Origin of the sequence: Paenibacillus sp. FSL K6-1566, assembly GCF_038050475.1 — a bacterium.
Classification (GTDB): Bacteria; Bacillota; Bacilli; order Paenibacillales; family Paenibacillaceae; genus Paenibacillus_AQ; species Paenibacillus_AQ lactis.
This window is the reverse complement of sequence record NZ_JBBOSR010000001.1, coordinates 3,300,903-3,314,680: the sequence shown is the minus strand read 5'-3', so window position 1 is coordinate 3,314,680 and position 13,778 is coordinate 3,300,903. Positions and strand designations below refer to the sequence as shown.

Annotated in this window: 13 protein-coding genes and 1 riboswitch; of the genes, 4 read left to right on the top strand and 9 right to left on the bottom strand. The window is 50.8% G+C overall.

The annotated features are described in order from the left end of the window. Positions 1-49 precede the first annotated feature (49 nt). Both NST08_RS14560 and purT read right to left on the bottom strand, forming a co-directional pair. Complete coding sequence (locus NST08_RS14560) at positions 50-1,408, bottom strand: MATE family efflux transporter (RefSeq protein WP_007130114.1); 1,359 nt, start codon at positions 1,406-1,408, stop codon at positions 50-52. A 379-nt stretch (positions 1,409-1,787) separates the two neighbouring features. Further along, complete coding sequence (purT, locus tag NST08_RS14555; protein ID WP_007130115.1) at positions 1,788-2,948, bottom strand: formate-dependent phosphoribosylglycinamide formyltransferase; 1,161 nt, start codon at positions 2,946-2,948, stop codon at positions 1,788-1,790. 64 nt (positions 2,949-3,012) lie between these two features. Beyond that, positions 3,013-3,094: riboswitch (ZMP/ZTP riboswitch) on the bottom strand. Between the two features lie 213 nt (positions 3,095-3,307). On the opposite strand from purT, the gene NST08_RS14550 reads away from it, so the two are divergent. Beyond that, positions 3,308-4,753 carry an ATP-binding protein gene (locus NST08_RS14550; RefSeq protein ID WP_341341920.1) on the top strand — a complete coding sequence of 482 codons (1,446 nt, stop codon included), beginning with the start codon at positions 3,308-3,310 and terminating at the stop codon, positions 4,751-4,753. A gap of 3 nt (positions 4,754-4,756) precedes the next feature. Here NST08_RS14550 and NST08_RS14545 read toward each other — a convergent pair whose 3' ends face one another. Continuing rightward, complete coding sequence (locus tag NST08_RS14545; RefSeq protein ID WP_341341919.1) at positions 4,757-5,389, bottom strand: YdcF family protein; 633 nt, start codon at positions 5,387-5,389, stop codon at positions 4,757-4,759. Positions 5,390-5,808: 419 nt separating this feature from the next. Beyond that, entirely contained in the window at positions 5,809-6,585 is a 777-nt protein-coding gene (locus NST08_RS14540; protein WP_341341918.1) for a phytanoyl-CoA dioxygenase family protein, read from the bottom strand. 123 nt (positions 6,586-6,708) lie between these two features. Here NST08_RS14540 and NST08_RS14535 point away from each other — a divergent pair, with 123 nt between their 5' ends. Next, positions 6,709-7,611 (top strand): AraC family transcriptional regulator, encoded by a 903-nt coding sequence (locus NST08_RS14535; RefSeq protein ID WP_007130119.1) that lies wholly within the window; start codon positions 6,709-6,711, stop codon positions 7,609-7,611. Positions 7,612-7,643: 32 nt separating this feature from the next. On the opposite strand, the gene namA is transcribed toward NST08_RS14535, so the two are convergent. Then, entirely contained in the window at positions 7,644-8,666 is a 1,023-nt protein-coding gene (gene namA, locus NST08_RS14530; RefSeq protein ID WP_144878875.1) for an NADPH dehydrogenase NamA, read from the bottom strand. Positions 8,667-8,827: 161 nt separating this feature from the next. Between namA and NST08_RS14525 the strand changes: the two genes are divergently transcribed. Then, entirely contained in the window at positions 8,828-9,268 is a 441-nt protein-coding gene (locus NST08_RS14525; protein ID WP_341341917.1) for an Lrp/AsnC family transcriptional regulator, read from the top strand. Between the two features lie 161 nt (positions 9,269-9,429). Here NST08_RS14525 and NST08_RS14520 read toward each other — a convergent pair whose 3' ends face one another. The 3 genes from NST08_RS14520 to NST08_RS14510 form a co-directional block, all read right to left on the bottom strand. Further along, positions 9,430-9,975 (bottom strand): GNAT family N-acetyltransferase, encoded by a 546-nt coding sequence (locus NST08_RS14520; RefSeq protein WP_341341916.1) that lies wholly within the window; start codon positions 9,973-9,975, stop codon positions 9,430-9,432. Positions 9,976-10,227: 252 nt separating this feature from the next. Continuing rightward, entirely contained in the window at positions 10,228-10,698 is a 471-nt protein-coding gene (locus NST08_RS14515; protein ID WP_341341915.1) for a DinB family protein, read from the bottom strand. 248 nt (positions 10,699-10,946) lie between these two features. After that, a complete protein-coding gene (locus NST08_RS14510; protein WP_341341914.1) occupies positions 10,947-11,861 on the bottom strand; it encodes a LysR family transcriptional regulator in 915 nt (304 codons plus the stop codon). A gap of 287 nt (positions 11,862-12,148) precedes the next feature. Between NST08_RS14510 and NST08_RS14505 the strand changes: the two genes are divergently transcribed. Then, positions 12,149-13,369 (top strand): peptidase, encoded by a 1,221-nt coding sequence (locus tag NST08_RS14505; RefSeq protein ID WP_341341913.1) that lies wholly within the window; start codon positions 12,149-12,151, stop codon positions 13,367-13,369. A gap of 89 nt (positions 13,370-13,458) precedes the next feature. On the opposite strand, the gene NST08_RS14500 is transcribed toward NST08_RS14505, so the two are convergent. Next, positions 13,459-13,731 (bottom strand): ATP-dependent DNA ligase, encoded by a 273-nt coding sequence (locus NST08_RS14500; RefSeq protein ID WP_007130126.1) that lies wholly within the window; start codon positions 13,729-13,731, stop codon positions 13,459-13,461. Positions 13,732-13,778: the final 47 nt, after the last annotated feature.

Below are 13,778 nucleotides of genomic sequence, written 5' to 3'. Positions count from 1 at the left end.
ATTTTTTTTTAGGGATGCTCCAGGCGTCCCGGATAATCCGAATCATCCGTTATGTCTGAACCGGTATCGAGGCGGGCTGAGCGGGTCTGCTCAGCTTCTTCATGCTTAAATAATACGCTGTTCCAAGCGGAATAAGCGCCCCCAGCCAAGCCAGCGGATTGGCGAGACATGCCCCGGGGAACCCGATCAGAGCCGACAGGAACATAGCGGCAACGACGCGCATGATCAGCTCCATAATGCCGGCGACGGTAGGGATGAAGCTCTGGCCCAGCCCTTGCAGCGAGAACCGGTAAATGAACAGCAAAGATAAGAGCAAATAGGTTGTTCCGTTCGCTAGGAAATACTGGCCGCTGAGATCCAGCAGCTGCTCCTGTCCCTGACCGACAAACAAAGAGACGGCGGCCGGACCTGCAACAATAACAAGCACCCCCACCAGGATGCTAAACGATCCCGAGAGCAAAATGCATTGCTTGACGCCTAGCCGAATCCGGTCGATCCGGTTCGCCCCGAAATTTTGCGCCGCAAAGGTTGCCATCGTAACGCCGAAGGAGTTCATCGGTTGGGTAGCGAGCATATCGATCTTCTGAGCCGCTGTGTAAGCCGCAACTGACAGTGCGCCAAGACCGTTCAGCGTAATCTGAAGAATAATCGCCCCGATGGCGATGATCGATGCCTGAAAGCCCATCGGGAAGCCCACCCGCATATGCTGGCCAATAAACGTCCAATCGATCGACCAGTCGGCCGTTTTGAACTGCAGCAACGGAACCTTTTTATGGATATAGATCAGGCAGAGCAGACAAGAGAACAGCTGTGAGATGACAGTTGCTAGCCCGGCACCCGCTACGCCCATCTTAAAGACGAGTATAAACACGAGATCCAGCACAATATTCAGAATACTTGCGATAACCAGAAACAATAGCGGAGTGCGGCTGTCCCCGAGCGCCCGAAGCAGGTTGGCCAGCAGGTTGAATAACACCGCTGCGCCGACGCCAGCATTGATTACGATCAAATACGAATAAGCATCATCCAATATTTCAACCGGCGTGTTCATCATGACAAGGGCAGGCTTCGTAAACACGATACTAAGGATGGTCAGGACGATCGTGAAAACGATACTGATCCAAAAGCTCGTGCCGACGCTTTTACGCACACCAGCAATATCCTTTGCCCCGAACCTCTGCGCGGTAATGATGGAGAGGCCTGCCGTCAGGCCTTGCGCAAAGCCGATAATAAAAAACATAATGCTTCCGGTCGAACCGACGGCCGCCAGTGCGTTCACGCCGATCGTGCGTCCGACAATGAGCGTGTCGGCCATATTGTAGAATTGCTGAAACAGATTGCCGATTAACAGCGGGATCGTGAACATGATGATCAGTTTAATCGGACTGCCTTGTGTCATATCTTTCATGAGTGCTCTCCTATGATGTGAAGTTCGCCATTCAACATCTTTTTTCTAATATGTATGGTTTCCTGCTGCACACCGGGTCGCTTATCGGGCGATGGGTCTTCCGGGCAGCACGAATGCTGTTTTCTTGTGTATCTTATCATGAACAACGGCAAAAGTGATGCAGGTTTATATTCAAAATCTAAATAATTTCCATGGCACTGCCTTTCCGATCATCGTATGGCCATTCGTAGATAGGGATCTAACGTATCCTCTTATGGAAAAGAGGCCAGCCGTTGGCAATCCGGCTGACCTCTCGCTATTGGGCAGTATTGCATTCTTCAAATGGATTTGATATCAAGCATAAGCGGATAAGGCGCACTTCGGAAGAAGGCTAACACCGTTATGCTTCTTCCACCCCAAGCTTGTCCAATGCCTGTTTGGCACGAGATCGCGCTTCCTCCACCTCGCCTGCGGTCGACAAGGCCACCGCTACTCTTCTGCCAGCCTTTGTCACAGGCTTGCCGAATAGACGAACCTGTGTGCTCGGTACCGCGAGCGCCTGCTCGGCGCCCGTAATCTTGTAGTTTTCAAGCTCACCCGGTGCTTTCAACGGACGGCTGGCGCCCGGGGTGATCAGCACGATTTCCGGAATCGGGTAACCGAGGATGGCCCGGACATGAAGCGCGAATTCGGACAGATTTTGCGTGACCAGCGTAACTAATCCGGTATCATGCGGGCGAGGCGATACCTCACTGAAATATACTTGATCCTCGGTCAGAAACAGCTCGACGCCGAACAATCCGAAGCCGCCCAATTCATCGGTAATGGCCCTCGCAATGCGCTCGGCTTCCTTCATCTGCTGCTCGGATATCGGATGAGGCTGCCAGGATTCGATATAGTCACCGCTTTCCTGCACATGTCCGATCGGCGGACAGAAGCTTGTCCCGCTCACCGAACGAACCGTTAACAGTGTGATTTCCGACTGGAAGGTGATGAACTCCTCGATGATCACCCGGCCGTTCTGTACGCGCCCGCCTTCCATTGCATTGTTCCAGCATGATTCAATGTCGCTCTCCGATCGGCAGACGCTCTGCCCTTTCCCTGAAGAGCTCATAAGCGGCTTAATTACGCAAGGAAAGCCCATCTCCCTTACCGCGACCTCGAATTGTTCATAGTTATCCGCAAAGCGGTATCCGGCCGTCGGCAATCCGAGCTTCTCCGAAGCAAGCCTGCGGATGCCCTCCCGGTCCATCGTCAGCTTGGCCGCTCTTGCGGTAGGAATGACGCGGAAGCCCTCCTCCTCCAGCTTCACTAACTCGGATGTGGCCAAGGCCTCAATCTCGGGAACGATCAGATCAGGCTGTTCCCGCTCGATGACTTCCCTCAGCTTGGCGCCGTCGAGCATATCGATGACGTAATGGCGATGCGCGACGTGCATGGCAGGCGCGTCGGCATATCGGTCTACCGCCACGGTCTCCAAACCTAACCGCTGCGCTTCGATAATGACTTCCTTTCCGAGTTCTCCGGATCCCAGCAGCAGCATTTTTTTCGTTTTATACATCGTTCTCCAGTCCCCTTTTCAAAATAGAAATATTAAAAAGAGGTAAGGGAAAATAAACTTCCCTTACCTCTGCCCAGGCGTACGGCTGTCGTCATCCATGTGCTCCCTCATGGTTCCCCCATGCAGCGCCAGTCACACATCGACCTACTCATTGTCAGCTAAATCATACTGAATATTGAGCATGAATGCAATATGAATGCAATATGACCGCTCATGACAATCACCGAAAGCGGCCACTGACCAATCCGTTCCATGCGCGCAAGTTACCAAATCTATCGCCCTTTCATTGATGAAAGCGCATCCAGCACATATAATAGGGGGGTGATCAAACCTTACAGTCAATTGAAAGGAGACTTGCCGTGCTCCCCTATTCTGTCCAGCGTCAGGACTTTGCTTTTGAACACGCCATCATCGGAATGGCCATCGTTTCAATCGACGGAGAAGTGCTTCAAGTCAATTCGGCTTTGTGTGAGTTATTGGGCTGCTCCAAACAAGAATTAATGGATGGAGCGCTGAAAGCGACGAACATCGGCGGAATTCAGGAAGTGATTAGGCACAAGGCGGGAGATTTCCAGCTCAAGCCTTCTCAGGTGACCGCACTCCAAGTTGGCATGAAATACGAACATCCTGCCGGACGGAATCTGGATTTGAAGCTTCACTTTTCGGCATCCGCTGAAGCGCAATCGCCGTTCCGCCATTGCTTGGTCCAATTTGAGAACCTCACCCCTGTTTACGAGCTGCAGGAACAGCTGACACAGAAGGAAATGAAACTGGTTGAGAAGGAAGAAGGCTTCCTGCAGCTGCTGGAAGAGCTCCCGCTTTCCGCGCTCATTACAAAGTACGGCATGATCCAGTACGCAAATCAAGCGACGCTACGGCTGCTTCACGCCTCGAATGTCTCCGATGTGCTCGGAATTTCAACCGATGTCGTGGTAGATCCCTCTTCGCATCATAAGCTTGCAAGGCGAAGAACGCGTTATGCGGAATATCGGGAAATCGGACCCGTTACATATCTTATCCGCTGTTTCGACGGTCAACAAAAAATCGTCTCCGGTATCACGCTGGTCACCACCTATAGAGGCGAAAAGGCCGCGCTTAGCATATTCAAAGATATCACAGAGCAGAAGATGGAAGAGGATCGCATCATGCAGTCCGAGAAGCTGACGACAGCAGGACAATTGGCAGCAGGAATCGCGCATGAGATCCGTAACCCGCTCACGTCAATTAACGGCTTCATTAAACTCCTTCGTTCGTCGGAGCAAAGCAATAAGCTGTATTTCGATATCATCGAATCGGAACTCAAACGGATCGAGCTGATCGTCAATGAACTGCTGGTGCTATCCAAGCCGGAAACCTCCCATGTCAGCAAGCCATTTGACGTGCTCGGCATCGTCGAACAAATCGTTACCCTGATGAAGGTCCAGGCTGCGCTGAACAATATCGAGATCATCCCGCGTTTCCCAGCCGAGCCCGTGTACGTTCACGGCGAAGCGAATCAACTGAAGCAGGTATTCATCAATTTGCTGAAGAACGCCATGGAGGCGATGGATCAAGGAGGAACGATCACGCTGACCATTCAGCAAAGCGACAGCGATGTCCATATCATCGTCCAGGATGACGGTATCGGCATGACGCCAGAGCAGATCCGGTCGTTGGGACAGCCATTCTATACAACGAAGGACAGCGGAACCGGGCTCGGATATATGATCACGAAAAACATCATCCACAATCACGGCGGATCGATCCATGTGGAGAGCTCCCCGGAGCAGGGCACCAGCTTTACGATTCAGCTGCCCGCTTTATAGATATTAGCGAAAAGGCGACAGCACGACATAACCGGTGTAATAAAACATCTCCCGAAGCAGGAATGGAACCTTGCTCCGGAAACTTTGATATGCACTTCGATCCGTTGGTGACGGATATGCCTTCATTCCGTAATCGTCCGCCATCGTCATCGCCCGCTTCATATGAAGCGGGTCGCTGACGATCAAATACGTGGACAAACCTTCTTGTTCACCGACCGCTTGGGCATGGGACAGGTTCTCTTCCGTTATCTTTGACACCGTTTCGATCAGAATGTCTGCTTCCGGAACTCCCCGGGCAATCGCGTAATCCCGGGCAACCTCGGATTCCGCCGACTCAAGGTCCGATCCCCGTCCCCCCGTAAAGATCAGCTTATCCACATACTGATGCTTATACAGCCATAAGGCATGATCAATGCGTCCCTGGAATACGGGGGAGGGTTTATCGCCCCACACGGCCGCTCCAAGCACAATGGCGGCATCGGATTTTACAGGCTCGGTCTTTGCTCCGTAAGTCCATATGGCGACGGCCGCATAAACCATATATGCCATGATAACGGCAGCAGCTGAGAGGACGATTCGCCGGATCGTCTTTCTTCGGCTTCCTACGACTTTGCGAGACCGATTTACATTATTCACAAAATCCCCCCGATCTTCCTCGAAAGCCTTTTCGCAGTAAAGCGTTGATTTTTAAATTGATAGGAGCTGAATCCGTTCAATACGACTCCATTCTACCATACCGGTCCTCTCCCCCGGTATTTTCATTAGGTTATAAGCTCCTTTACCGGCTTAAGTCCACTAGGTGCGAGGATCAAGGTCGGGTTAGATGTGAGCGATCGATGCACGGATTAGATATACGGGATTAGATGAATGGGCTAGAGGTAAGATCGAGGTGGAGCGGCTCGAAGCCGGAGCAGCGACTAGATCGAGCTAGCCACGACGCTTGCCACGCAAAATGAAAAAACAGGGATTCAAAGCATCCCTGTTTAACCGTCGCCTTTAGCTGAGATTTATCCTTTCTTCTCATCCGAATACAATTCTTTTCAGCCATGACATTGCTAGCCCACGATCTCGTACTTCGGCTTCACGTTATTAAAGTCGGGATTTTCACCGCTAACCATCAGCCCCATCCCCCAATCAAAGTGAACATTGGCCGTCGGCAGATCCGATGCATCCCGATATTGGAACAACACGTTTCGCCTTGTTCGCTCGCTGCGGTTTACGTCCGACCCATGGATGGTCAGATAATTGAAGAAGAGCACATCTCCCGCCGAGGCTGGACAAGGCGTCCCTGACGATATCGGGTATTCCTTGTGGTTCAGGTAATACGAGCCTACATGAGGAAGTATTCCTTCTTTGTGGGAACCGGGAACGACACTCAGGCATCCGTTCTCCGTATCCGCATCATCCAGGTGAATGCTTGCCGCAAGCATGGTATGATCACGATGAGGGAAGTAAGGATAATCCTGGTGCATCGGAAAGGCTGCCCCGTTTGAGGGAGGCTTCACCAGCATTTTGGAATGATGAAGCTGCACATTCGGTCCGATAATTTGCTGCAGTACGGCGGTCATTCGCGGGTGGATGGCGGCGCGCATGAAAGCGGCATCATGATAGTGTACGTCATGAAACCCTTTCAGCACGAGCTTCTTCAGCTGCTCGGGAGGCAGATAATCGCCCTGCCAAGCGTGGTTCTGATCCGCCTTGGCGCGCGCCGCCCTCCGGATAATCTTCTCAACCGCTTCCCGCATCTCTTCCACTTCCGCCGGATCGAACACGTTCCGGACCAGCAGATACCCATAATCTTTGTAAAATTGGACATCTTGTTCATTAATCATGCCTTAGAAACCCTCCTCAATCTTGTTTTGGTTCTGGTTTCATTATAGGCAGCTCATGCATCGACGTATTTGCACAGCGAGGACCACAATTTGTACAATTACGCCAAGGAGGTGTTCATAACGATGATTCAATGGACCCACAGCGAGGAGCGGCTCAATCGGTATGCCGGGCATCTGCCGGGCGAGCGTCTTTCCTTTCTCGTACATTATTGGGGAAGCGTCCGGAATTTGGCTACCAATGCGATGCATAAGCATTCCTTCCTGGAGATTTGTTACGTTGACAATGGCGAAGGCATCTATACTGAAGCCGGCGTCGATTTTCCCTTGCGACAAGGCACAGCCTTTTGTTCAAGGCCAGATATTTACCATCGGATCCAAAATGTCGATCAACTGGATCTGTTATTCGTTGCTTTTGAAGTCAGAAACCATCCGGCTGAGGATCACGCCATGAACTACTTGCGTGTCCTGGAAGGAGGGCCGGTATGGATTGAGGATGCCCGCGAAGCGCCGTCAATCCATCTGTGGAAATCGCTGCTCATCCATGAACAGCCAGGCCAATCACTGCCGGTTACGCTCTTGCCGCCCCTCGCGCATGCGCTGCTTGAGTCTTTTTCCGTCATGTTCGGCAAAAAGGACACGCTCCCGAAAGGGCCGGAAATCTCCACCGGTTTCTCCCACTCCGCCCAGCTTGTTCAGCGGGCAAAGCTCTACATCAGGGATAACTTGGGCCGTCAGCAGCTGTCTTTAAGCGAGGTTGCACGATTTTTGAATATATCCCCTCGCCAGCTGTCGCGATTGTTCGCAACCTGCATCCATGAGTCATTTTCCAGCTTCGTCCGAACGGAGCGAATTCGAGCCGCTGAGCTTATGCTGACGATTTCTGATGAACCGATTAAGCTGATTGCCGAGCGTACCGGCTTTTCGTCCGTCCATTACTTCACGAGATTGTTTACCATGACGAAGGGCGTACCACCGGCAGCATACCGCGCTAAATTTAAAGCAGTCTTGGCAGCACGTACCGAATAACAGCTCATCGATTCGGCTTGATCGTTCTGCTGTTAACCCTCTGTATATCCGGTGGTGAACCATTGATTACGGTATGGGGCCGGCTCAGGTATGGTTTCTCCCAGCTGCTCGGCTGCCGTCCGTGGCCAGAACGGGTCTTTCAGCAGGGCACGGCCAACCGCGATGAGATCGGCCTGACCTTTGCGGAGGATCTCTTCAGCCTGCTTCCCGCAGGTAATCAACCCGACTGCAGCGGTCGGCATTCCAATCTGACGGCGAATCGCTTCCGCATAGGCAACCTGATAGCCTGGATATACCTCCGGTTTTTGATCGGTTACGCCCCCGCTGCTCGCGTCGATGAGGTCGACCCCTTGCGCTTTCATCCGCTCGGCAAAGTCAAGGTGATCCTCGATATGGTTCCCATGAGGATGGTATTCTTCCGCAGAGATTCTCACGAATAGAGGACCGTTCCAAACCTGCCGCACCTTCTCAAGGGTCCTCCCGAGGAAGCGGTACCGATTCTCCCTTGAACCTCCATACATATCCTCTCTCTGATTGGTCAAAGGGGACAAAAAGTCATTGATGAGGTAACCGTGAGCGCCGTGAAGTTCTATGACGTCAACGCCTGCTCGCCTAGCACGGACAGCCGCGTTCCTGAAGGCCTCGATGACCCTTTCGATCTCCGCAATCGTCATCGGCTTCGTCCTTTTCCCCCGATACGCTGCCCCTGACGAAGAGAAGCCGGTGCCTTGCTCCTTCTTCCTGCCGGCATGACCCAGCTGCATGCCAACAGCCGTCCCTTGCCGGTGCAGCATGCTCACAAGCTCTCGAAGCCGCTGCTCCTGCCCATCATCCCATAATCCCAATCCGCCCGGATCTGCCCCCGTCCTCTCAACGGCCGTTACCTCAATCATGATTAATCCCGCTTGGCCGATCGCCCTCGCGCCGTAATGCAAATACTGCCATTCGGTTAGCTTCCCTTCTTGGTCTGCTGCTAACGTGCCCATCGGCGACATCATGATTCTGTTTTTTAACCGTACGCCGCGGATGGTAATCGGACTGAATAACATGGACATAACTGCTCTCCTCTCCGTTTTTTATGCTTTGCATCTCATGGCTTAATCCTATATGATGAAGGCGCAAGCGAGAATGGAAAGTTAAAGGTTTTTCATTATTTTCACCGCAATTTTCAAGGAAGTTTCGGGATTTACGCTTTATTTTCTAAGGAGGTGCGCATGTGGATCGAACGGATGTCCAAATCCTCGAATTGCTGCAAAATCATGCACGGCTTTCCATGACGGAGCTAGGCAAGCTCATCGGGCTGTCTCAGCCGGCCGTAACCGAGAGGGTCCGCAAGCTGGAAGAGCAGGACGTCATTATCGGATATCGGGCCGTCGTGTCGACTGAGAAGCTGAACAAGCACTGTATGGCGTATTTACTGTTCCATACGAAGCATTGCGAGAATTTCATTGCTTTCTGCGAGCAATCGAACGAGGTTGTCGAATGCCATCGTATCAGCGGTCAACATAATTATCTTATAAAAGTGGTCTGCGACTCGATGCGGGCACTCGAAGCGTTCATTAACCAAACAGGACAATTCGACGATTCCACGACATTGATCGTCATGTCGTCCCCGATTGAGAACAGGGTGCTACTGCCCTCACAGGTTGAAGACTAGCCGGATTTCGGCAAGCGCCGAATCGGTTAACAAAAAAAAGGTCTCCATCCTCTGATAGGACGAAGACCTTTTTCAATTGGCATCGTTTATCGGCTTCAAGCTGGTTCTACCATATCGTTATGTTGCTGCTGCATTTCAATCCCCACGCCTTGTGGAACTTCCTACTTCGCATCCTTGCTGCTCCGGCTTGAACAGAGTACCCACTCCGACTTCAGCACCGCGTAATAGTATTCGTCCCACCAGGTACCGTCTTCCCTTGGGATGCACTGAATAAAATGCCCTTCCCGGCGCATGCCGATCTTCTCCATCACCCTGTAAGAAGCGATGTTATCCGGCTGACAAGTAGCCACCACCCGGTGCAGCCCAAGGTTGGTGAAAGCGTAATTCAACGTGGAAGCAGCGGCTTCCGTTGCGTATCCTTTACGCTGATATCCGGGATGGAATACCCAGCCGATCTCGTACGTGTGCTCGCCGAACCATGGGTGAAACACGATATGACCGATCAGTGCTTGTCCCTCTCGAAGGGTAACCGCATAATTTTTGGCGTTGCCCTGATGGAGCAGCACGAACTGCTTCGCTTTCTCTTCAGTAAATACGCCCTCTGGGATATATTTCATCACAACCGGATCTGCGGTGTATGCCAGTACTTGATCCCAATCATCTTTAACGAATTCCCGTATGATCAATCTTTCTGTCACGATATGCATTTTAAAGCGCTCCTTATTAAAGTTATTTAATGATCTAATAACTTCAATAGAGTCGCAAATGCGTTTCGTCGAATAAAGCGATGTGCTTGAATAACTACGAATCAACCCCTTTTGTTCACCCTGCCATTGTTGGCATAACCATCATATTCGACATGAATATGATCATTCCCTTCGTACGCTTTCGCATGCTCATCTAATTTAAGGTAGAATATGTACAAAAGAGTCCTTTGGAGGACTTCTGCCTTGCCTTTTTTAGTACGTTACCCTATTTAGAATCGTCTTGATTTTGTCAAAATGCATGCCTTCATGGTAGAGACAGAAGCTTAGAAATTCTTCCACGGTCGTAAGCTTCAAGCCTTTGGAGGTCGTATACGGTGATTTCACGGTTTCTTGCAAACGATGGGTGTATCGCTCCTCGATCCGTCGAACCTGACCTTCAAGATGCTGGATGATCTCCTCCATCGACGGCCAAGCTGCCTCAATTTCTTTTGGCTTGGTCCCCGAGCGGAACAGCTTTTGGTAGGCCTCCGGCAGCTCCGCCGATTCACCGTTCACAACGAAAGCAAACGATTCCAGCGTGTAATAAATATGCCCGGCATTCCACTTTATATGGTTGTTGATGCCCTCCGGGATGATCTCGGCGTCCGCGTCGGAAACCTGCCGGATGACATTCAATGTCTGATTCCGTACGAAATCTAAATGCTCAAATATAAAATCTCTCATGTTTGGCACCCCTTCTAAAGGAAAAAATAGTGTGTAGCGTAATTTCGCTTATTTCGATACTGGCGTCGTTTCCCTTCTAACGCTCGAAAAGTCGTATTTTGATGTTGTTATGAATGATCGATATTCTCTCTCCTCCATACTCGTATTGGCGCCCCGGTTATCCCGAGTGTATCGTATGGCATGAAAAAAGAATAATATGGATTTCAAGCAGACTCATAAAAAAAATGGATGAATCATAATCAACCATATCATCCTTCGATTGTCTGGCCTGCTGTCCTTATATCGGATTGGATATAGGAAATAAACGAGCGAATGACGGAGGACTCGGTCCCATGCTTTCTTGTGCACACCCGAATCGGATGCGGCAGTTTGACGTCCTGGACATGGATTCGTTGAAGCTGACCGGAAGCGAGCTCTTTCTTCACGAACAGAGCAGGCAGGAGTGCAATGCCAAAGCCCGATATAACGGCTTCTGCCGTTTCTTTCAGGCCTTCGATCAGAATCGCACAACGGGGCTGGTCGTATCCGGTGGATCGAAATAACGTGAGCAGCTGGTCACGCGTGTAGCTCCCCTCCTCTCTCATGACAAAAGGCTCCTTCACCAGCTCATCGAGCGTAACCTCCCTCCCGGCAAGCCGGTGGCTGTCCGGGACGGCAAATATCAATTCATCCTCGAGGATGGTGAAATAATCCACGGCTTCATCCTCAATCGGCCAATTGCCGCAAACGATCGAAATATGTACTTGCTCATCCAGCAAGCGCTGCAATGCAGAGCGGGCTTGGCCCTTAAGAAGCTGGATCGCCACTTCAGGATGCTCAAGCTTATAACCGGTTATCCAGCGATGCAGCAGCGTACGTTCAGGAAGTTCCGTCGCGCAAATTTTCAAGCTTCCTAGAAGGCCTGTTTTCATCGCAGCCATGACGCCCTCGATTTCAGCCTCCATTGCGAATAACCGCTGCGAATGCTGAGCCAGAAGCTCCCCTGCTTCGGTAAGACCGATATTCCTTCCCCTGGCCTCAACGAGCTTCAAACCGAGCTCGCGCTCAAGGTTTCGAATTTGCGCGGTGACGGCCGGCTGGCTTAAGAGCAGGTTCTGTGCTGAACGCGTGATGCTTCCTGTTTTGGATACGTCGTTAAATATTCGAAGAGCATGAAGGTTCATACGAATCCCCCCTTTATAATCCATTAACAGCTCCATAATCAATTAGATATCTTATATCCTATAGCAAGCCGATTTGTAAACCGGAAGTTTTTCAATTGGCATGAGGCCGTCCTAATCACATAAACAAAAAGATGAGGAATTTCGTTTTCCGTTTTTTTAGCGGACTGCAACCTTTGCATTTATTTGCCGTCTATGACTATGAATCCAGCACATTTTACCAAGAAAATCGTGCCTGGTTACTTCCTATCGCGTTAGGACAATCTACATAATAATGGAGGAGACCCGTAATGAACAAAATTTACAAAGTACTAGCAACGACAACACTTCTTGCGATGGCAGCCATGCCGGTTGTTAATGCGCAAGCAGTGTCTCCCGCCCCGATAACTTCCGGTCAAGGAAACGTACAACAGCAAGTGAAGGTTGTGCCCGGAACGATGGGTTATATCACCGATTATGTAAATGACAGCAATGGAAAATGGATTACGGTAACCGGACACGGGCTCGGACCTACCGATCAGAGCGAGATCCGATTGTCGGTGAACCAAGATACGAAGGTCATCGATGCCAAAGGCAATAAAGTACAACTGCAGTCAATCGTCGACAAGAACAAAGCGATCAAAGCATTTTACAGCCCGAATATCACCAAGAGCCTGCCCGCACAAGGTCAAGCATTGACCATCATCGCGCTGGACAGAGACTTCGCGGCGATTGACGGTACAATCTCTGAAATCAGCAAGGCCGGTATTCTTGTGGAAGGACGCAACCTCTACACATCCGATGAGGAGACCATATTGCTCCATCTGGATCCGAAAGCTAAAATCATTGACCAGAACGGAAATACCCTGAAGGAAAGCGAGCTTAAAGCCGGCATGCAGGTGAAGTCTTTCTATGGCCCGGCCGTTGCCATGAGTCTTCCTCCGCAATCGACAACCAACTATATCCTGGTTAACACCGAAGCTGCAGAACTGCCTGATCTTGACCAGCCTGCGGGAACGACCGGCATCATAACCGACACGACAGATGGCAAAATCACCGTCATTGGTCAGGCTCTTGAAACCGGCGGCGTCAACTACGTCATCTTAACGGTGGATGAAAAGACAGAGATTGTAGACAAGAACGGGGCTGCGCTCAGCCGTGACGTTTTGAAGGAAGGCGTGCGCATTGAGGCATTGTACTCCCAGGTGATGACGCTGATTTATCCTGCCCGGACCCATGCCGACAAGATTGTGGTATCCGATACGAAGGCTCCGAAGATTGAAGGAACCGTCGCCGAATCGGAGCGCAATTCGAAGGAACAGCTCTATATCAATGTGGGATCGGATTCCTCCACCGACAATGACGTGATCCTGAACATTTCGAAGGATACACAGATTATTGCGGGACTTGGCCCGGATGCAGAGCTTGCACCTGGTACCAAAATTACGGCTTATCATTCGCCGGTAATGACGAAATCGCTGCCGCCAATTACGGCTGCCGAAGTGATTATCGTTCATCAGAATCAAGAGTAATCGGCCCCATACGTCAAATATGACGAAAGTGGATGGTAGAGTTGCAGTTAATGCAGCGATTTTATCCGCCTTGTTCGCCTGGAAGCGCGTCATAACGGATTCGAATTCGGAGATGCCTTTGCTGGATCAACGCATGCAACTTCGCCGTCCAAAACTATGTCATGTGGAAACAGAGCATTAATTGAGCCGTTTATTTCGGGATATTGACGCGTACAATCGTTGTTATTTCGAGTGTATAGGCGAACGGTACCGTTCTGCTGCGAGTAGATCAAGCGGTGACCATCTATTTTAGGTTCGAATATATAGTGCAAGTCCGAGAACGGGGTTTTTGCTGTTGCGAGTAACATCGGTTCAATAAACATAAAAACGCCTCCTTATCGAATTATAGCGTTTTGCTAAACGATAAGGA